The sequence below is a fragment of the Arthrobacter sp. MW3 TE3886 genome (genome assembly GCF_041262145.1).
In the GTDB taxonomy this organism is placed as follows: Bacteria; Actinomycetota; Actinomycetes; order Actinomycetales; family Micrococcaceae; genus Arthrobacter.
This window is the reverse complement of record NZ_JBGCAN010000001.1, coordinates 1,093,144-1,112,269: the sequence shown is the minus strand read 5'-3', so window position 1 is coordinate 1,112,269 and position 19,126 is coordinate 1,093,144. Positions and strand designations below refer to the sequence as shown.

General features: G+C 66.9%; 18 protein-coding genes. 4 read left to right on the top strand and 14 right to left on the bottom strand.

What is annotated here, in order from left to right; genetic code table 11:
* The first annotated feature begins 156 nt into the window (after positions 1 to 156).
* Positions 157 to 1,485, top strand: a complete 1,329-nt coding sequence (locus tag ABH915_RS05155) for a VIT1/CCC1 transporter family protein (protein WP_370118519.1) — start codon at positions 157 to 159, stop codon at positions 1,483 to 1,485.
* Positions 1,485 to 2,432: a matrixin family metalloprotease gene (locus ABH915_RS05150; RefSeq protein ID WP_370118516.1), complete on the top strand. Its 948-nt coding sequence runs from the start codon at positions 1,485 to 1,487 to the stop codon at positions 2,430 to 2,432. The genes ABH915_RS05155 and ABH915_RS05150 overlap by 1 nt, the downstream gene beginning before the upstream one ends.
* A 4-nt stretch (positions 2,433 to 2,436) precedes the next feature.
* Here the strand turns inward: ABH915_RS05150 and ABH915_RS05145 are convergent, their stop codons facing one another.
* The 4 genes from ABH915_RS05145 to ABH915_RS05130 all read right to left on the bottom strand — a co-directional run bounded on the left by ABH915_RS05145 (position 2,437) and on the right by ABH915_RS05130 (position 6,752).
* Positions 2,437 to 3,570, bottom strand: coding sequence for an LOG family protein (locus tag ABH915_RS05145; protein WP_370118513.1), 1,134 nt, complete (start codon positions 3,568 to 3,570; stop codon positions 2,437 to 2,439).
* Between the two features lie 267 nt (positions 3,571 to 3,837).
* Complete coding sequence (locus ABH915_RS05140; protein ID WP_370118510.1) at positions 3,838 to 4,980, bottom strand: glycoside hydrolase family 26 protein; 1,143 nt, start codon at positions 4,978 to 4,980, stop codon at positions 3,838 to 3,840.
* Between the two features lie 3 nt (positions 4,981 to 4,983).
* Positions 4,984 to 5,322 carry a hypothetical protein gene (locus ABH915_RS05135; RefSeq protein WP_370118507.1) on the bottom strand — a complete coding sequence of 113 codons (339 nt, stop codon included), beginning with the start codon at positions 5,320 to 5,322 and terminating at the stop codon, positions 4,984 to 4,986.
* A 2-nt stretch (positions 5,323 to 5,324) separates the two neighbouring features.
* Positions 5,325 to 6,752 carry a glycosyltransferase family 2 protein gene (locus ABH915_RS05130; protein WP_370118504.1) on the bottom strand — a complete coding sequence of 476 codons (1,428 nt, stop codon included), beginning with the start codon at positions 6,750 to 6,752 and terminating at the stop codon, positions 5,325 to 5,327.
* A gap of 1,134 nt (positions 6,753 to 7,886) precedes the next feature.
* Here ABH915_RS05130 and ABH915_RS05125 point away from each other — a divergent pair.
* Entirely contained in the window at positions 7,887 to 8,519 is a 633-nt protein-coding gene (locus ABH915_RS05125) for a hypothetical protein (RefSeq protein WP_370118501.1), read from the top strand.
* On the opposite strand, the gene ABH915_RS05120 is transcribed toward ABH915_RS05125, so the two are convergent.
* The 4 genes from ABH915_RS05120 to ABH915_RS05105 all read right to left on the bottom strand — a co-directional run bounded on the left by ABH915_RS05120 (position 8,494) and on the right by ABH915_RS05105 (position 12,080).
* Entirely contained in the window at positions 8,494 to 9,270 is a 777-nt protein-coding gene (locus ABH915_RS05120; RefSeq protein WP_370118498.1) for an SDR family NAD(P)-dependent oxidoreductase, read from the bottom strand. The genes ABH915_RS05125 and ABH915_RS05120 overlap by 26 nt on opposite strands.
* Positions 9,271 to 9,296: 26 nt before the next feature.
* Positions 9,297 to 10,670 carry an MFS transporter gene (locus ABH915_RS05115; protein WP_370118495.1) on the bottom strand — a complete coding sequence of 458 codons (1,374 nt, stop codon included), beginning with the start codon at positions 10,668 to 10,670 and terminating at the stop codon, positions 9,297 to 9,299.
* Positions 10,671 to 10,863: 193 nt separating this feature from the next.
* The gene (locus tag ABH915_RS05110) at positions 10,864 to 11,571 is read right to left on the bottom strand and encodes a FadR/GntR family transcriptional regulator (protein WP_018775920.1); all 708 of its coding nucleotides are present in this window, start codon (positions 11,569 to 11,571) and stop codon (positions 10,864 to 10,866) included.
* Positions 11,572 to 11,585: 14 nt separating this feature from the next.
* Positions 11,586 to 12,080 carry an SRPBCC family protein gene (locus ABH915_RS05105; RefSeq protein ID WP_026539103.1) on the bottom strand — a complete coding sequence of 165 codons (495 nt, stop codon included), beginning with the start codon at positions 12,078 to 12,080 and terminating at the stop codon, positions 11,586 to 11,588.
* Positions 12,081 to 12,119: 39 nt separating this feature from the next.
* On the opposite strand from ABH915_RS05105, the gene ABH915_RS05100 reads away from it, so the two are divergent.
* On the top strand, positions 12,120 to 12,893 hold the full coding sequence (locus ABH915_RS05100) for a gamma-glutamyl-gamma-aminobutyrate hydrolase family protein (protein WP_370118491.1): 774 nt from the start codon (positions 12,120 to 12,122) through the stop codon (positions 12,891 to 12,893).
* 31 nt (positions 12,894 to 12,924) lie between these two features.
* Here ABH915_RS05100 and ABH915_RS05095 read toward each other — a convergent pair whose 3' ends face one another.
* The 6 genes from ABH915_RS05095 to ABH915_RS05070 are packed head-to-tail and all read right to left on the bottom strand — an operon-like array spanning position 12,925 to position 18,914.
* Positions 12,925 to 13,959, bottom strand: a complete 1,035-nt coding sequence (locus ABH915_RS05095) for a Gfo/Idh/MocA family oxidoreductase (RefSeq protein WP_370118488.1) — start codon at positions 13,957 to 13,959, stop codon at positions 12,925 to 12,927.
* Complete coding sequence (locus ABH915_RS05090) at positions 13,956 to 14,750, bottom strand: TIM barrel protein (RefSeq protein ID WP_370118485.1); 795 nt, start codon at positions 14,748 to 14,750, stop codon at positions 13,956 to 13,958. The genes ABH915_RS05095 and ABH915_RS05090 overlap by 4 nt, the downstream gene beginning before the upstream one ends.
* Positions 14,750 to 15,853, bottom strand: a complete 1,104-nt coding sequence (locus tag ABH915_RS05085) for a Gfo/Idh/MocA family oxidoreductase (RefSeq protein WP_370118482.1) — start codon at positions 15,851 to 15,853, stop codon at positions 14,750 to 14,752. The genes ABH915_RS05090 and ABH915_RS05085 overlap by 1 nt, the downstream gene beginning before the upstream one ends.
* 30 nt (positions 15,854 to 15,883) lie before the next feature.
* Complete coding sequence (locus ABH915_RS05080) at positions 15,884 to 16,801, bottom strand: ATP-binding cassette domain-containing protein (protein ID WP_370118479.1); 918 nt, start codon at positions 16,799 to 16,801, stop codon at positions 15,884 to 15,886.
* Positions 16,802 to 16,816: 15 nt separating this feature from the next.
* A complete protein-coding gene (locus tag ABH915_RS05075) occupies positions 16,817 to 17,866 on the bottom strand; it encodes an ABC transporter permease (RefSeq protein WP_370118476.1) in 1,050 nt (349 codons plus the stop codon).
* Positions 17,867 to 17,918: 52 nt separating this feature from the next.
* A complete protein-coding gene (locus ABH915_RS05070; RefSeq protein ID WP_370118473.1) occupies positions 17,919 to 18,914 on the bottom strand; it encodes a substrate-binding domain-containing protein in 996 nt (331 codons plus the stop codon).
* Positions 18,915 to 19,126: the final 212 nt, after the last annotated feature.

The window sequence follows — 19,126 nt, the reverse complement described above, 5'->3', positions numbered from 1 at the left end:
CCGGGCGGTCAAGGGCTCACAATTGCGGCCGGAAAGCGGCTGCGGGCGGCCCCGCCACGCAGGGCAGTTACGGCCTCCCTAAACTTTCCGCTGAGGATGGCCAGCCGGAAAGGCGCGGAAATACCGGGTACTCTGGAGTCGCAATGGGGCCGGACCATGCCCGACCAAACCCAGGAGTTCTTCGTGTCTCAGCACACCGAATCGGACCGCAACGATTCTTCGCAGCACCACCCGACACAGCCCTCCCCGGTCCCCGAGACGGACCCGCGCCCCGCCCCGCCGCACGCCTCCCCTGCCCCGGGCGAGGCTCCCCGTACCGCACCCGCCGTCAGCGCGCCCAGCCCGGAGCCCGGAACAGACCCGAGCGCGGCGCCCAGCGCGGCCGCCGGAACAGACGCGAGCGCGGCGCCCAGCGCAGCGGACATCAAGCGCTGGCGCCAGTATCTGGCCGATGAACGTGCCGAGGCGGCCGTCTACCGGGACCTGGCGCAGAACCGTGCCGGCGAGGAACGCGCCATCCTGCTGGCGCTGGCCGAGGCCGAGGGACGCCATGAGGCGCACTGGCTCCAGTTGCTGGGCGATCATGCCGGCAAGGACCGGCATGCCTCACTCCGGAGCCGGTTGTTGGGCTTCCTGGCCCGGCATTTCGGCTCGGTCTTCGTCCTGGCCCTGGCCCAGCGGGCGGAGAGCCGCTCCCCGTACGCCACCGAATCGTTCGCCACCCCAGCCATGGTCGCCGACGAGCAGATCCATGAGGAAGTGGTCCGCGGGCTGGCCACCCGGGGCCGCAACCGGCTGGCCGGAACGTTCCGCGCCGCCGTCTTCGGCGCCAACGACGGCCTGGTCAGCAACCTGTCCCTCGTCATGGGCATGGCGGCCTCGGGCGTGGGAAGCCAGGTAGTGCTCCTCAGCGGCGTCGCCGGGCTGCTGGCGGGCGCATTGTCCATGGGGGCCGGGGAGTTTATTTCCGTCCGGTCGCAGCGGGAGCTCCTCGCCGCGACCCGTCCCACCCAGATCACGTTGGCGGCGGCGCCGCTGCTCGATATCGAGCACAACGAACTCCTGCTCGTCTATCTGGCCCGCGGCATGTCCCGGGAGGCCGCTGAGCACCGCGTCGCGGAGCGGATGGGCCTGCTGGACTGCGACTGCGATCCCAGCCTGTCCCTGCGGCCGGAACTGCCCGAAAGCGAGGACCAGCACGAGGCGGTCGGCACCGCCTGGGGCGCGGCGGCGTCGAGCTTCTGCTTCTTCGCCTCCGGCGCGATCGTGCCCATCATTCCTTTCCTGCTGGGCATGACAGGGCTCGCCGCACTGGTGGTTTCCGCGGCCCTCGTCGGCGTGGCGCTGCTGCTCACCGGCGGCGTCGTGGGCCTGCTCTCCGGCACGTCGCCTGCCACCCGTGGCCTGCGCCAGCTGGCCATCGGCATGGGTGCCGCCGGCGTGACGTACCTGCTGGGCATGGCCTTTGGCGCCGTGGTTGGCTAGTGGACGGTCCTGAGTTTCGGGACCGCGGATCACGGCACAGCCGGCCAGCCACCGCGCTGCGGATCGTCAGGAACCTGGCCGCCGCCGCGGTGATCGCCGGCGGAGCCTTCCTCACCGCGGGACTCGTATACGGCGATCCCCGGTTCACGGGTCTCTTCGAGGTCACCCGCGGAACGGGGAACAACGCGGGGCACAATTCAGGAAGTGACGTGCACGCACAGCCGCAGGCTGGCCAGGCTTCCGGCCAGCCTGCCGTGCCGGCCGGAGGAGACCGGACGGATACTCCCCCGCCCGGGCTCGAGGAGCAGGACCAGCCCCTCGGCGTGCCCCGGAAACCGGAGGCCGCCAGCACTTCGTACAAGTTCCTCGCAACGAATGACGACGGGACTCCGGTGGGTTACTCGCCGTGCCGCCCGCTGCACTATGTCATCAATGCCGCCCTGGCCCCGCAGGGTGCCGAGCGGCTCGTTGAGGACTCGATCCGGACGATCTCGGAGGCCACCGGAATCACGTTCATCAATGACGGCCCCACGTCCGAGGCCCCCTCGCCCACCCGGGCGCCCTACCAGAAGGACCGCTACGGGGACCGGTGGGCGCCGCTGCTAATCGCCTGGACCACACCGGAGCAGGCACCGCAGCTCAAAGGCCCGGTGATCGGCACGGGCGGGAGCACACACTTCAGTTTCGGCGACGGTCCCAAGAGCTTCGTCACGGGCAGCCTGGAACTGGATGCGCCGCAAATCGCGGAAGACCTGGACCGCGCCGAGGGCGCGGCCTATGCCACGGCCGTGATCCTGCACGAGCTCGGCCATGTGATGGGCCTGGAACATGTCGATGACCCGGCCCAGCTGATGTACCCCGAGATCGGAGCCCCGGACGGGCTTGCCGACGGCGACCTGAACGGACTCTACGAGCTCGGCCACGCCCAGTGCCGCAAGGATCTCTGACCCGCTAGCGCTCCAGCGCCTCAAGGGCTTCCGCGACCGAATCGACCAGGAAGATCCTTCCCTCCATCCGGCGCCCTGACGCCAGGCTCTGTAAGAGGGGCCACGCCGGGAACCGCCGCAGCCAGTGCTCGTACCCCACCAGGACCATGGGGGTGACGGTTTCCGGAGCGGCGTAGTAGTTCTCGCAGGCGTCCTGGAAGATCTCCTGGACGGTGCCGCCGGAACCCGGCAAAAAGAAGATGCCGCCGTTGCACAGTTCCAGCAGGATGGCTTCCCGGATGGCATTCGCGAAGTATTTGGCCACGTGGGTGGCGAAGAAGTTCGGTGGTTCATGACCGTAGAACCACGTGGGAATCCCCAGCGACGGCATACCCTCCGGGTGGCGTTGGGCGACCGCCGCAGCCGCCCGCGCCCAGGCGGACACCGAGGGGCGGAAGGACGGCACCGCCGCGAGGTCGGCCAGGGCCCGCCGGAAGTCCGGCTCGGGGGCTTCGCTGAGGAAGGCGCCCAGGTTCGCGGCCTCCATGGCCCCGGGGCCGCCGCCCGTGGCTACCACCCGTCCGCTCCGGGCCAGCATCCGGCCCAGCAGTGCGGCTTCCTCAAATACGGCGGTGCCGCGGCGGGCAATATGGCCGCCCATGACCCCCACCATCGTGCGGCCGGCGCGGAGATAGGTGCCGGCCAGCTCGTCGAGGGCCACGCCGATCGAATGGTCATGCAGGGCGGCGGCCAGTGTCGCATCGAGCCGGCGGCGCTGACCCGGCCGGATGCTCCACTGGTACACCCGCGCGTCGAGCGTGTCCTCATAGGGCGACGCGGCGATCCCGGCATAAAGTTCCTGCGGCGTGTACAGCTGCCCGCGGTAGGGGTTGAACGGCACCGCCGTGAGCCGGGGAAAGATGAGGGCGCCCCGGCCGCGCAGCAAATCCTCCACACCCTGATCGAACCTGCAGCCCAGGAAGACCGCGCCCTGGGCCTCCAGCGCCTCCAACTGTGTCCGGCGGCCCCGCAGATCCAGGGACTGGACATGCCAGCCGTGCATGCTGCGCGCCCCCGCCGCGACCAGCCGGTCGAAACCGGCAACGCTCTCGACCTCCAACGTGCGGGGGCTGGGGTAAAGGCTGCGGGCGGCGCTCATGGAGCCAGCCTAGACCGTGGCCGGGCCGCCGCTGCGGATAGACCTCGCCGCCGCCCTAACCCCGGATCCCTCCCCCGTCACCTGGCGCTCCGGCGGCCTCATCGCGGGAATGAAAGTGGCTCTCGTCATGTCCGATACACCCGGAAGGACCGGCGGTGCCTGCTTTCCGGGTGTACCGGTGTGCGGCTCCGCCGGCCCCCCCTGCTGCCAGCCGGTCCATGATCCGGCGGCCCGCCGGCGGCGGCCATGCCGCCGGACGATTTTCGTTTATTTCAGCGGCGCCATGACGAACCGGTTGGGGAGCGCCCGCGTGAAGGCGTTCCTGATCTGCGGATCTGTCGTGGTTCTCCAGTCGACCACGGGATTTCCGGGCTGGTTTTCCTGTTTGGAGAATTCGAACCAGACGGCAAGTTTGAGCTGGGGGAACTTGGCCCGCAGTCCTGGGTCAAAGAGCTGGTTCCACCAGGTTTCCTTGATCGCCAGGGCCGGTGCGCCGTCGCTGCGCGAGGTGTTGTAAAAGGCTCCCGTCTCGGAGATCGCGAACGGCTTGTCGTGCCCGGCCGCGTACGTGGCGTAGAAGTCCGGCAGAGCGGTTTCGTCCACACGGCCGCTCTTGTACGTCCCGGAAATCTTGGCGGCGAGCTTTCCCGGTTCCGGGATGGTGTTCTCTCCCCAAGGATAGGCGTTGCCGAAGTGATAGACGGACAGCCCGACCCAGTCCACGGCGTCGTCCCCTGGCCAGTACGGGGCGTAGGGGTCATCGTCCATAGTGAGTTTCCCGTCGTGGTTGGTGTCCAGGACCTGGAAGTCCGGGCTGCCGGGCTGGACTCCGTGCGATCCACCTTCGAAGGGGTAGCCGCCGGCCTCGTTCGGGGACCAGAGCATCCCCGAAGCGGGGGCCTTGTGGACGGCGGCGGCGACCTGGCGGAACTTCTCGATATAGGCCGTGGGCTGCTGGGCCCACGGATACCAGGAGCCGTTCATCTCATGTCCGAACCGGACCATGACCGGCACGCCCTTGCGGTTCCAGGCTTGGAGGTCTCGGGTCAGGTCCGTCAGGGACTGCGGGGTGACGGCGCTGAGGTCCTTCCTCGGTTCGAGGGTGAGCATGAGCGACGAATGGTAGTCGGCGAGGTCTTGGACCTCGTTGCCGATTGATGCCTCGTCGGAGGCCCCGAGCGGAAAGTTCACGTAGCTCCCGTAAAGCGCGGGTGTGGCTCCCAGGCGGGCCGCGTAATCTCCCACCGTGTCGAATTCGGAATCCAACTGGATGCCGAAGTCGGTCCGGCCATCCACGGGAACGGGGAACCCGGCGGATGTCTCATTGAAGATTGCTGTGAGTCCGCCCGCGCTCAATGCGATCGCTGACATCAGGAGTGTGAGCTGTCTGAAGATTGTGGGCTGAACCATTGCTTACTCCTCTGGGCCTTCGGTTTTCAGGATGATGAACGTCACCATCAGGGCAACTTCGGTCAGGATCGCTGCGGCGATCACGACTGACAGGAAGACCGGGTGCATGGCGACGTGCACGGCCATCGCGAGGGGCACGAGGATGTACGCTGCCGCGACCGCCAGCGCGGCGAAGAGTAAGGCGGCACAGCTGACCTGTGCCCTGAGGACGGCCCGGCGCCGGGCCATCGGTGCCAGCAGATGGACCACTTCCAGGGGTGAGTGGAGGTGCGTCTCTAACAGGAAGTTATTCTCGACACCTGTCTGCGCGCTGCTCATGAGGACTGATGTGCTGTGTTCCATGGCTATACACCGCTCCTGATGCTTTGAAGGTCTGCTGTCTTGGTCTTGGGGGTGGGAACCCAATTGACTTCCCGTTTTCCGCCGGTCCACTCGAGCACGGCCCAGAGCGCGGCGGAACTTTCAATGAATCCCGCGACGGGGGCGATGACGAGGGCGCGGGCTATCTCCGCGGCGCGGGTCCACCGGTCCAGGCCCGCGTCGGCGACGTTGTGCCAGGCCCCGATGAAGACCGAGCCCATCCACATGATGCCCACCAGGGAGAGCCAGACGCTGCCCCCGGCCGGCAAGGGCGCCTCATCGTCCAGCAGCAGCGACTTCATGGCGAGAACCAGAAACATCGGAAAGATGAGCGCGGACAGGCCGCCGACGACGGCCCCGAGCGCGAAGGTGCCGATCCGGTAGCGGGTCCCCCACACCAGGCCCGTTCGGGTTCTCCAGGGCAGCGACGCGAACAGCGGGTTGCGGCTCGTGGCAGTCAAGCCCTGCAGAACACCGAATATCCAGCGGTAGCGCTGCTTGAAGGCGCTGTGGACGGAGAAGGGAGGTTGTTCGAGCATGACGCATCCATGCCAGCCGAACACGTCCTTCCCGTACCCGGTGAACGCTTTCATGCCGAACACGTAGTCCTCGGCGATGAACGGCTGCCCGTCCAAACGCCCGATGTCCCAGCCGATAGCATTCTCCAGCGACTCCTCGATCACCAGGTTGGACCCATGCAGATGCAGGGGTGCCCCGGATTCCATGACATGCCGACACTCGTAGCATCCGATCGGCCGGTTGGCTTCCATCGCACGGCAGAGCGCGGAAGCCCGCATGTACTCGAGGGGGTAGTAGATGGGGCCTTCGAGGATTGACTTGTCGGTCGTGGCCAAGCAGTCGATGAGCTTGCGCAGCTCCGACGGAACCATGACGGATTCCTCGTCATAGTGGACGATGAATGTCCGTCCCGGCTTCCGGTTCCATAGGGCGCGTCGCTTCTCCACGACATAGTGCATGCCTCGGGCCTTCATCATGGTTCCGTTAGGAGTTTCGTAGTCCCGCGGCACCACCAGGACATCCACGGTGACCGGGGAACCGTGAAAGGCCGTCCGGAGGCTTTCGGACTGGTCCGCCGATTCGGTCACCACTTCAACAGAAAGGAACCGGCCATAGAATGCCGGGTCCTCCAGAGCCAGCGCGACGACGTTCCGGATTCCCCGCGCAATCACCTCAGTGCTACCCTCCGACCCACGCGTGGTGATCTGAATTTTGACAAAGGGCACATCGAGGGTGCGGAGGGCGCCGGTTGACACTGAGTCGCCGCGCCGGTAGCGCCTCCAGCGGAAGAGGAAACTCCACCAGTAGAAGGCCATCCGCACTCCGATGATCGAAACACCGACGAACACGACAGGGCCGAGGATGGACAGGACAGGGCTAATCGAATCGGGCATGGGGCACCGTTCCAGTGAGTTGGCAGCATTGCAGGGGAATGAGGAAGACGCTCAGATGCACCGCTACCGGATGGCCGCCGGTCCGCGGGGATCGATATCGCACGGGGAATCGATGAACGCCAGAAACAAGAGAGCGGCCCGACAACTTTGGACCCCGGAGGTCTCGACCGGGAACCTAGTATCGGGACTCGCTCCGACTCTGTTAGCCGGCCGCTTCCTCAATGCCTCGACCCTACGGACGCCGAGGTCACGCCCACACGAGTAGCGACTACTCGAAAAATTTGCTTCAACTACCCGCCACGTAACTTCGCCTGGGCGCCACGGTTTGGTGGTGACACCTATTTCGGGCCCGCGGCTACTCCCACGGAAGCCGGCGAGGCCCTGAAACGCAGGTAGCACACGGCTAACCCCTAGGGTCGGTTACTTGGAGCCGTCGCGGCACCGCCGCCGCCGCGTACACGGGAACCCTGCCCGCGCCCGTGCAGAAGGCCGCCCAGATCATCACCGGCGTGCCCGCTGCTTCCGCCGCGGTGACCACCCAGACAGCCGCCACTAACGAAGCCACGCCCACAGCCGAGGCAACGGCCGATACCGCAGAGAAGACGACTGCCACGGACAGCTCGTCGGCAACCCCAGTGGGGCCGGACGCGACGGGACCGGCCGCTGACGGGCTCTGCCAGTCCTCACCCACGGCGAACTGGACACCTCATCCACGGCCTACAAGTCCCTCGCGGTAGCAGCCGATGGGCAGGCCGTCATTCCGTTCGCCCCCAACTGCCCGTCCAGGCCGTCGTTCCGTCCGCACCGCAGCAGGCTGCGACCGGCACGGCGCACAAGCCCGCTGCGGCTGGCCGCCCGTAGCAAGGTACTACCTACCTTGTTGCAGTTCGAGAAGTGCGTCGGGGCATTTCCCTGGCAGTAGCGGGGCGCATGAAGACAGAAGAGCCCGACCAACAGGCTCTTGTGCCGATCGGATAAGTTAGCTGCCGGGGGTCGTTCGTGAAGGCATCGGCGACAGACACAGCCGATCTGGCACCCACAGACCGGTCTTCGCTGTTTAGCGATGCATACCGGGAGTACTCACCTGGTGTCTGCGACTATTTGCGAACCCGCGGGATGCAAGATCCAGAGGCCGTGACCCAGGACGTGTTCGTCGCCCTCTACCCACGGCCTGGGGACGTCCGCGGCGGCCCGTTCGGGCTGCGTGTCATCGGCGAATTGTCCATTGAGTCCACCGCCCGGATTATGAACAAATCACCCGGCGCCATCAAGCAACCGCAACGCCGGGGAAGCGGAATGAACCACCCGGCCGATGTGGAGCTTCTCGGGCCGGCACTGATGCATGTCCGAAGTACCGCCCACGGGCCGCAGCCGACGCCCTCGGGCGAACTCGCCGACCTCCTCGCGGCCGTGGCGAGCGGAAAGCCGACGGACAGCGGCACCGTCTCCAGCCTCGCAGCACACCGCGGGAAACGGCACACGCGGTTGGTTATCGCCGCGGCGGCCCTCTCCCTTTCACTGGGAGCCGGCGCAACGGCGGCCGTGGCGAGCCCGGATTTCCGCGATACCGTCCAGAAAACCATCGCCACCCTCGTCGACCCCTCCCCAACCCGGACGCCCCTGACCCGGCCCGAGGGCTCGGCCAAAAAAACAGGAGCTCCCCGTTGCGCTATCACTGGTGGCGGCCATTCCAGGGCCAAAGATGATAGCGCAACGGGGAGGGTGGGAGGGTGCGTGCAGATTAGGAGACCTGGAGGCCGCCGTTGATGTCGTAGGTGGCCGCGGTGATGTAACCGGCGTCCGGGCCGAGCAGGAAGGCGATCAGGGCCGCCACTTCCTCGCGGCTGCCGACCCGCCCCATCATGATGCCCTCCGACATCTGCGCCTTGCGTTCCTCGCTCAGAGTGCCGCCCATGATGTCGGTGTCGATGGGGCCGGGGGCGATCGCGTTGACCGTGACCCCGAACTCGCCTACCTCGCGGGCCAGGGCGCGGGTGAATCCGATGATCCCGGCCTTGGAGGCGCTGTAGGCAACCTTGGAGTAGGTGCCGCCGCCCCGCTGTGCCGAAATCGAGGAGATGCTCACGATCCGGCCGAGCTTGCGCTCGATCATGCCCTTGAGCACGCGCTGGGAAACGATGAAGGATCCGCGCATGTTGATGGCGAAGACCTTGTCCCATTCCTCGACCGTGGTGTCCATGAACGGCGTCGGGGAACTGATGCCGGCCAGGTTGGCCAGCGCGACGATCGGGGGCAGCGAGCCCTCGATCTCGGTGATGGCCCGGTCAACGGACGCGGCGTCGGAGACGTCCGCACCGACGCCGATGGCCTTGACCGCACGGTTGGAACCGATCTCGGCGGCAGCGGCGCTGGCGTCCTCGGCATTGATGTCCAGGATTGCGATGGACCAGCCCTCGCTGGCCAGGCGGTCCGCGGCGGCACGGCCGATGCCGCGGGCTGACGCGGCTCCGGTCAGGACCACAGTGCGTTCAGTGGGGAACGGGGTAGTTGATGTCATGGTGAAGATTCCTTCAGGGGTTCGGATCAGGATACTTTGGCCGGGTCGACGGCGGCAGCCGCTGCGACCGCGGGGTCAAGGCCGGCGTCGCCTTCGGGGCGCCGGCGGGCGTAGAGGTAGGTGGCCACGGCGGTGAGGCACAGGCAGAGGGACAGGAACAGCAGCCCGCTCTGGTTGCTTCCGGTGGCGTCCTTGAGGAGGCCGACGGCGTACGGGGAGATGAAGCCGCCGAGGTTTCCGAGGGAGTTCACCAGGGCCAGTCCGGAAGCGGCAGCCGCACCGGTCAGTGCCGCGGAGGGCATCGAGAGGAACGGGGCGATGGCCCCGTAGATCCCCATGGCCGAGACCGTCAGGCCGATCATCGCGAGGAAGGGGTTGACCGGCAGCAGGTAGCCGGCGGCCAGGAGTCCGACGCCCGCGAGCACCATGCTGACCGAGGCGTGCCAGGCACGCTTGCCGGTCCGGTCCGCGCGCTTGCTCCAGAAGTAGACGAATACTGCGGCCACGGCATAGGGGATGAAGACGATGAAACCGATCTCGGCCGTGGAGAACTTGCCGAGGGCCGCGACGATGGTGGGCATCCACAGGCCCAGGCCGTAGATTCCGCACACGAGGCCGAAATAGAGGGCGGAGTAGACCAGGGTGCGCTTGTCCTTGAGCCCGGCCAGGAAGTTGTGCTTGCCCGACTGGGACTTGGCCGCCAGTTCGGCGTCCATGGTGGCCGTGAGCCAGTTGCGCTCGTCGGGCTCGAGCCATTTGGCGTCCCGCGGCCGGTCCGTCATGAGGATGGGCGTCAGCAGGCCGAGGGCGATCGCCGGGATGCCTTCGATGATGTAGAGCCACTGCCAGCCCTGGAGTCCCATGATGCCGTCCATCTGGAGCAGGAGCCCGGATACCGGGGCGCCGAGCGCGTTGGATACAGGCTGGGCAAGGATGAAGATGCCCAGCACGGTGACGCGCTGCGCGGCGGGGAACCACAGCGTCAGGTAGAACAGGATCGCCGGGAAGAATCCGGCCTCGGCGGCACCGAGCAGGAACCGGATGATGTAGTAGGTGGTTTCACCGTTCACCAGGCACATGGCGGTGGCGAAGATGCCCCACGTGATCAGGATGCGGGCCAGCCATTTCCGGGCTCCGAACCGGTACATGCCGGCGTTGCTGGGAACCTCCAGGAGGGCGTAGCCAAGGAAGAAGATGCCGGCGCCCAGTCCGTAGGCAGCGGAGTTCAGGCCGATGTCCTCGCTCATGGTGAGTTTGGCGAATCCGACGTTGTTGCGGTCCAGGTAGGCAACGAAGTAGAGCAGGACAATCAGGGGCATGACGCGGCGGCGGACCTTGCGGAGCGTGCGGTCGCCCAGTTCGCCGAGTCCGAAGGACTTGGGGGCTAATGAAGTCATCATCGACCTTCTTATGTGTTTTCCTGCCCTGCGGCTGTGCCGGGTGAGGAAATCGGTGGATTGGGGTGGTCATCCTGCCCGCTTGGAAGCGCGTGCTGCAGGATACTTGTTGAGTCAGATGTCAGACATCTGATTCAGGAACTAGGCAAAATCTTAGGATGTGATTCGGATTACGTCAAGAGTAAGGAGGTGGACGTCAGGACTTGGCGCCCCGGACGTAGCGTTCGTAGTCCGCATTGGTCTGGTCCATGTGCTCATCCATCGCCTGCCGCGAGCGCTCGGCGTCGCCGCTCAGGATGCTGTCCAGGACCCGCTGGTGGTAATCGATGGCATGCTGCTGGATCACCTCGACGGCCGATGTTTCGCGTCGGGTCACGTACAGCAGCTGGCCCAACTGGGCGAACAGGGCCCGCACAAAGGGGTTGCCGGACGCCTTCAGGACGGCGTCGTGGAAGCCAATGTCCGCCTCCACGAAGCGGTCCAGGTCCCCGGAGTCGTGGAAGCGCTTCATGTCCGCGATGCACTCGCGCATGCGCTCGGCCTGCTCCGGGGTATAGCGTTTGGCGGCGAGCGCGGCCGCCCCGGTCTCCACCATCCGGCGCATCTCGATCAGTCCCACCGAGACCTGGTCGGCCGCATTGCCATGCGAGGCCGCCTTGAAAATCGCGTCCAGGCCGGTCCAGTTGTCCGTGGGATTGACGAAGGTTCCCCGGCCGGCCTTCACATAGAGGATGTTTTGCGCGCGGAGCGCTTTGAGGGCCTCACGCACGGTGAGCCGGCTGACGCCGTAGGCCTTGGCGATGTCGGCCTCGGGCGGAATCGGGTTATGGGGCTGGAGCTTGCCGTCAAGGATTTCGGTCAGCAGGCCGTCGACGAGATCGTCGACCAGTGTCCTGCGGCCCATCCCAGTTCCCACCTTCAGTCTCGTTTCGTGCTGCCATCCACATTACCCATGTCCGGGTGCGCAGCCATGTAGGCGTCGAGCTTGGCCAGCGTCTGTTCCAGGTTGGCCGGATGGCGGCGCAGGTAGCCGGCCAGCCGGAGCAGGCTCTTGCCGCGGACCCGGCGCGCGTCCCATTGCTCGGTGACCAGCGTGCCCGCGGTGCCGTCCTTGCCCGTGGATGGTTCGAGCAGATAGCGCCACACATGGCCGTAGAAGTGCCGCCACGCAATCCGGTGGCCTTCCTCGAATTCGCAGACGGTATTGAGGATCTTGTAGTTCACCCGCATGTTCATTTGCATGCCGAACCTCGCGCGGAGGTACAGCCGCCGTGGCCCGCGCGGCTGGGCGCCCTTCACCGTGTCCGAGCCGTCGATCACGCTGTGCAGGGCAGGCGTGGCGAGCACCTCGAAGATGGCCTCGGGGGCGGCGGCAATGTACCGGCTGCGGGACACGAGATAGCGGGGATTCATCTAGTAATCCTAGTCCGCGATCGTGTTGCAGAATGAGGCATGCAGACTTCCCGCAACCCCCTCCGCGGCCGGCCGCGCATCGGCGTTCCCGTCCGCCTCAGCAGTTCCGCCGATCCCGACCCGCGCGTGGCGGAAGCCAACGCATTGTTCGAGTACATCGTGGAGCTGCTGCGCGAGGGCGGCGGCGAACCGGTGCTGCTCGACGCTTTGGGGCCCGACGACGGCGGCCTCGCCGCGGCGCTGGCCTCCCTTGACGGCGTCGTCCTTCCCGGCGGCGGCGATCTCGACCCCGCCCTCTATGGCGAGCTGCGCGGCGACGTCTGCTACGACGTCAGCCCTGCCCAGGACGCCCTGGATCTCGCCGTGGCGCGTCTTGCGATCGACGCCGGGCTGCCTGTGTTCGGCATCTGCCGCGGGCATCAGCTGCTCAATGTGCTCTACGGCGGGACGCTCATCCAGGACATGGCACCGGGGACGGTGGCGCACCGCGAGCCCGCGCCGGTGCACGGGGCCGGACCGTGGGCCTGGCACGAGGTGGGGGTGCGGGCCGGCTCCAGGGTGGCCGCCCTCTACGGCGGCGGTTCGAGTGCCGTGAACGTGAAGATCGCCTCCGGCCACCATCAGGCCGTGGCCCGGGTGGCCGGAGGGTTGCGGGTGACGGCCGTGGCCGAGGACGGGACTGTCGAGGCGCTCGAGGATCCGGAGCGCTGGGTGGCCTCGGTCCAGTGGCACCCCGAGGCCCTGGAACTCCCGGCCGGGGAGCGGCTCGCGCCGTTCCGGGCCTTCGTCGAGGTGTGCCGGGCCCGGCCCTGACCGCTCAGGACCGGCAACCCCCGGGCCGTGGTCAGCTGGCGACGCTCACCGTCACCTTGACCGGGGCACCGGTGGCCAGCGATTCCTGGGCGGCATCGGCAACCCGGGAGGCCGCGACGGCGTCTTCCGGGGTGCAGGGATTCTCCCGGCGGCCAAGGATCAGTTCGACGAACGCCTCCATCTCGGAGCGGTACGCCGTCTCGAACCGCTCGGCAAACGTCCGATGCGGCTTCCCCGCGGGGAACGTGATCCCGGCCTCGGCGGAGGCCAGCGCCGTCTTGTCGTCCAGGCCCACTATCAGGGAGCCGCGGGAGCCCTGGATTTCCAGCCGGACATCATGGCCCGCCCCGTTGTAGCGGGTGGCCGAAACCGTTCCCACGGTGCCGTCGTCGAACGTCACCAGCGCGAGGGCCGTGTCCACATCGCCGGCTTCACCGATCGCCGGATCCCCGTTGTTGGAGCCCTTGGCGAAGACCTCGACGATTTCGCGGCCTGTGAGCCAGCGCAGGATGTCGAAATCGTGGACCGAGCAGTCCCGGAAGAGCCCGCCGGAGCTGGCCAGGAACTCGACCGGGGGCGGCGTCATGTCGCACGTGACGGCACGCAGGGAATGGATCCAGCCCAGCTCGCCGGCCTGAAAGGCGCGGCGGGCTTCCAGGTACCCGGCATCGAACCGGCGCTGATGCCCGATCTGCACCACGCCGTTCCGGTCCCGGATGTAGTCGAGCACCGGCAGGGCGTCGGCCACGTTCAGGGCCACGGGCTTTTCGCAGAAGACCGGGATCCCGGCGTCCACGCCGGCCTTGATGAGCTCGGGGTGGGTCCCGGTTCCGGTGGCGATGACCAGGCCGTCCAGCCCCGAGGCCAGCAGCGCCTCGACCGAGGGCAGGAATTCGGCACCGAGACCGCTTGCCACCGTCCGGGCGTGCTCTTCGGCGACGTCGGTGAGGCGGAGCCGGACACGGATCCCCTGCGGGTTCAGGACCTCGTTGAGGGCGGCGATGTTGTTGGCGTGCATGACCCCGATCCGCCCGACGCCGACGAGTCCAAGGATTACGTCTTTCATACTTCCACTCTCAGGTTTGGTGCGGGCACGGTGAACGCCGCACGGAAGGCCTCCAGGGCCGCATAACTGTCGCCACTGGCCCACGCTTCCATGCCCACGGTCCCTTCGTAGCCTGCGTCCGCGAGCGCCCTGGCGACGGCCGCGTAGTTGATTTCCCCGGTTCCGGGTTCGCAGCGGCCCGGAACGTCCGCCACCTGGATCTCGCCGATGTATGGCAGGGCGGTCCGGACGAGCTCGACCAGGTTCCCCTCCCCCATTTGGGCGTGGTAGAGGTCCAGCATGAGCCTGGCGTTCGGGTGTCCGGCGGCCTGCACGAGCGCCAGGGTGTCCTTGGCCCGTGCCAGCGGGATGCCGGGGTGGTCCAGGATGGTGTTGAGGTTCTCGAGGCAGAACGTCACCCCGTACTTCTCACCGAGCTTCCCGAGCCGTTCCAGGGTCCGGGCGCCGGTGGCCCACATCTGGCCGGTGGCCCGGTAGACCGGGCGGGCCGCGTGGCCGTCGATGAGTTCCGCCGGGTGGACCACCAGCCGGCTGACGCCAAGTTCCAGGGCGGTGGGGATCAGGGACTCGGCGGTCCGCACTACCTCGTCCGCCGTGTCCGGGTCCACGAGGCTGCCGGAGCTGTATCCGGTCATGGAGGAGAACACCGCCCCGGTGGCCTTGAGCGCGCCGATGTCCTTGGGCCGCGAGTCCCAGAGTTCGACGTCGAAGCCGGCCTCGTGGAGCCGGCGCACCCGCTCCGTGAACGGCAGGTCCGTAAAGACCATCTCAGCGCACACGGCGAGCCGCATCAGAGGACCACGCTCTCGTTGACGGCCACCGTGTTGACCGTTGCCGGGGTCCCCTGCTTGACGGACTCGATGCAGGCCAGCGCCATGGCCAGTGCGCGCCGGGCGTCACTGGCTCCCGGAGTGAGAGTGAAGGGCTTCGGCTCGGGCGCGGTACGGTCACGCCGGGCGCGCACGGCGTCGGCGAAGTCCACCAGCTCGTCCGTGTAGGCCTGCCGGAAGAGCTCGACGTTCAGCCGTGGGGTGTCGGCGGACATCCCCTCGGCGGTGAACCGGCGGGCGGCGGTTTCGGTGGCGCGGCCGGCCTGGACCATGCCCTTGGAGCCGAAGACCTCGCCGCGGATGTCGTAGCCGTACAGTGCACTGAAGTTTGCCTCGGCGACGGCGATCGCGCCGTTGCTGTAGCGGATGGTTACGATGGCGGTGTCCAGGAACCCATGGTCCCGCAGTCCCGGCTCCACAAGCGCGTCGGCAACCGCATAGACCTCCACAGGTTCGGCGCCTTCGTTGAACCAGTTCAGGGTGTCGAAGTCGTGGATCAGGGTTTCGAGGAAGATGGTCCACGCAGGGATCCTTGCGGCGTGGCCGATGCTCCCGGTGCCCGGGTCCCGGGTCAGCGAACGCAGCAGTTGCGGCTGCCCCACGATTCCGGCGGCGAGGTCCTTCTTGGCCGCCTGGAAGTCTGCGGCGTACCGGCGGTTGAAGCCGATCTGGAAGTGCACCCCGGCGGCGGCGACGGCGTCAAGGGCGGCGCCGAGCTCCTGGAGCCCCTGACCGGCGGGCTTCTCGCAGAAGACGTGCTTTCCGGCCGCTGCGGCCTGGCCGATCAGGGAGGAATGGAAACGCGCGGGGCTGGCGATGACGACGGCGTCAATCGCCGGGTCGGCCAGGAGGTCGGCGGCGTCGGCGGTCACCTTCGTGGTGCCCAGGGCGTCGGCCAGCGCCCCGGCGGATTCCAGGTTCGGATCCGCGATGGCGGCAAGGACGGCGCCGGGGACCCGGCGGGCAATGCTCTCGGCGTGGAAGGCGCCCATCCAGCCCGAGCCGATGAGTCCGATCCGCACCGGCAGGGCGGCGTCGGACGGGGTGCGGTTGAGGTAAGCCAAAGGCTTGTCCTTTCAGGAGTGGGGCGGCCGTTACTGGTAGGTCGTGCCGGTGGTCTGGGCGACGTCGGCGACTTCTCCCTGGACTTCCTTGACGATGTCGCCGTGGCCGCCGAGTTGTTCGAGTTCGTGGGCGAGTTCGGCGAGTTCGGCGCCGCCGGCCATCTGGGCGGTGAGTTCGTCCAGGGTGATGTCTTTTTTGTCGTAGTAGCCGATTGATTTGCCGCGTTTGAGCAGCAGGAACCGGTCCCCGACGGGGAAGGCGTGGTGCGGGTTGTGGGTGATGAAGATGACCCCGAGGCCGCGATCGCGGGCCTGCAGGATGTAGCGGAGCACCACGCCGGACTGCTTCACGCCCAGGGCCGCGGTGGGCTCGTCCAGGATCAGGACCTTCGCGCCGAAGTACACGGCCCGGGCGATCGCGACGCACTGGCGTTCACCGCCGGAGAGCTGGCCGATGGGCTGTTCGACGTCGCGCAGGTCGATGCCCATCGCGGCGAGTTCCTTGAGCGTGATGTCCTTCATCTTCTCGACGTCCATGCTCTTGAACGGGCCGAACCCGCTCGTCAGTTCCGAGCCGAGGAAGAAGTTCCGCCAGATCGGCATCAGGGGCACCACCGCGAGGTCCTGGTAGACGGTCGCGATGCCGACGTCGAGGGCGTCCCGGGGGGAGCTGAACTTCCGTTCCTCGCCCATGACTTTCAGGACCCCGGCGTCGTGCTGGTGCAGGCCGGCAATGATCTTGATCAGGGTGGACTTGCCCGCGCCGTTGTCGCCCAGGACGCAGGTGACGCGGCCGTTGTCCACGGCCATGGTGACCTCGGAGAGGGCGATGATGTTCCCGTAGTGCTTCCCGACCCCGTCGAGGGAGAGCAGGTGCACCGGGGTGTGGGTGAGCGGGTCTTTTTCGTTCTGCAGCAGGGTCTGCTGGTCGATCTCTTTGGCATTCATGGTTCCGGGCCCCTTTTACTTCAGTTCCGCGCGGCGCTTGACGATGAGGTTGACGATGGTGGCCAGCAGCAGCATCAGGCCCAGGAAGAACTTGAACCAGTCCGGGTTCCACTGCGCGTAGACGATGCCCTTGTTGGCCATGCCGAAGATAAACGCGCCGATCGCGCCGCCGATCGCCGAGCCGTAGCCGCCGGTGAGGAGGCAGCCGCCGATCACCGCGGCGATGATGTAGAGGAACTCGTTGCCCACGCCCTCACCGGACTGCACGGTGTCGAAGGCGAAGAGGTTGTGCATGCCCAGGATCCAGGCGCAGAACCCCACGGCCATGAACAGGCCGATCTTGGTGGCCTTGACCGGCACGCCCACGGCGCGGGCCGCGTTCGCGTCCCCGCCGACGGCGAAGATCCAGTTCCCCACCCGGGTCCGCATCAGCACCCAGGTCGCGACCGCGACGAGCGCAAACCAGTAGAACACGGTGATTTTGATGTCGACGTTGCCGATGGTCACCGAGGACGCGAAGACCGCCCGGGCAGAGGCGAAGCCGTCCATGTTCGAGATCGAGGGCGAGGACACCGAGCCGCCGATCAGCCGGGTCAGGCCCAGGTTCAGGCCGGTCAGCATCAGGAACGTCGCGAGGGTCACGATGAAGGACGGCAGCTTGGTCTTGATCAGGATCCAGCCGTTGATGAACCCGACGGACAAGGACACCACCAGGGCCAGGCCGACGCCGACCCAGACGTTCGTGGTGAAGTACCAGCTGAACAGCGACGCGGTCAGCGCCGAGGTGATCACGGCGACGCCGGTGGAAAGGTCAAACTCCCCGCCGATCATCAGCAACGACACCCCCACGGCCATGATCCCGATCGTGGAGGAACCGTACAGGATGGTCGCCAGGGCACCGGGCTGGGTGAAGGTCGGGGACACCAACGCGAAGAAAATGAAGAGGACGATCGCGCCCACCAGGGCACCGACCTCGGGACGTCCGAGCAACTTCTGGAACGGACTGCGCTTGGCGACGCGCTCATCGGGCGCCGCTGACTCTGTCTTGGTCTGGGTGACGGTCATGATAATTCTCCTAGCTGCCGGGCCGGCCAGGGCCGGCCCGGCCAGCGGACTGTTAGCGGATACCCTGCTCGGCGAACTTCAGAACATCAGCCGCATTGGACTTGTCAACGATCGCGGGTCCCGTCAGGACGGGCTGGCCGCCGCCGATCTTGAATCCGCCGCGCTTGGTCTGCCAGATGGCGTCAACGGCTCCGTAGCCCTGCAGCCATGGCTGCTGGTCCACCGTGAACAGCACGCTGCCGTCGTCGATCTTCTGGGCTAGTTCCTTATTCAGGTCGAAACTGGCAACCTTGGCCGAACTTCCGGCGGTCGCCACGGACTTCAGGAGGGTCAGGGTGATGGGAGCGCCCAGCCCGATGATGACATCAGCATCCTTGGATGCCTGCAGCTTTGCGGTCGCCGTCGACTCGACCGACGTCATGTCCGCACCGTTGACGTAAAGGATCTCCGTTCCGGGCACCTTGGCCTTCACACCGGCACACCGGGCTTCCAGGCCTACGTGGCCCTGTGCCTGGATGACGCAGACGGGGTGCTTGTAACCCTCGGCAGCGAGCCTTGTGCCCACGGCCTGACCGGCGAGCTGCTCGTTGGAGCCGAAGTGGGTGAAGGCTCCGAGTGCCTGGGAGACCCCTTCTCCGGCGTTCAGGCTGACAATCGGGATGCCCGCGTCAGCGGCCTTCTTCAGCGAGTCTTTCAGCGCGTCCGGAGTGGCCAGGGTGACAGCGATGCCGTCCACCTTCTGGTCTATGGCCTGCTGGATCAGCTGTGCCTGCCGGCCGGCTTCCGGATCGCCGGTGTACAGCAGTTCCACGTTGTCCTTAGCCGCCGCTTCCTCGGCACCCTTGCGGACGGTGTCCCAGAACGTGTCACCGGCTGGAGCGTGGGTGATCAAGGCGACCTTAATCCGGGGCGTCGAGGCGACTTGGCCTCCGCCAGCCGCATTGCCTGAGTCTGCGGGCTTGCCGCCGGTGCTGGAACACGCGCTCAGGGCCAGCATGGGTACAACGGCAGCCACGAGGGTTGCCTTCCGCCACGAGAACTTGGTCACGATCAATCTCCTTTGATTCCGGGCCACGCCGGCCGCTTCATCGCGTCGGTCCATGAGCCATCTACAACCGATCATGGTGACTCCAATCACAGTTGTCAATAGTTTGTCCTGACATTAGGATGTTTTGACGTAGCGCTACGCGATGAAATGACCGAATTCGCGGGCTCCACCTGCGCAAAGCGGTCAGCCCGACTCCCACCCCCGCGGCCCCA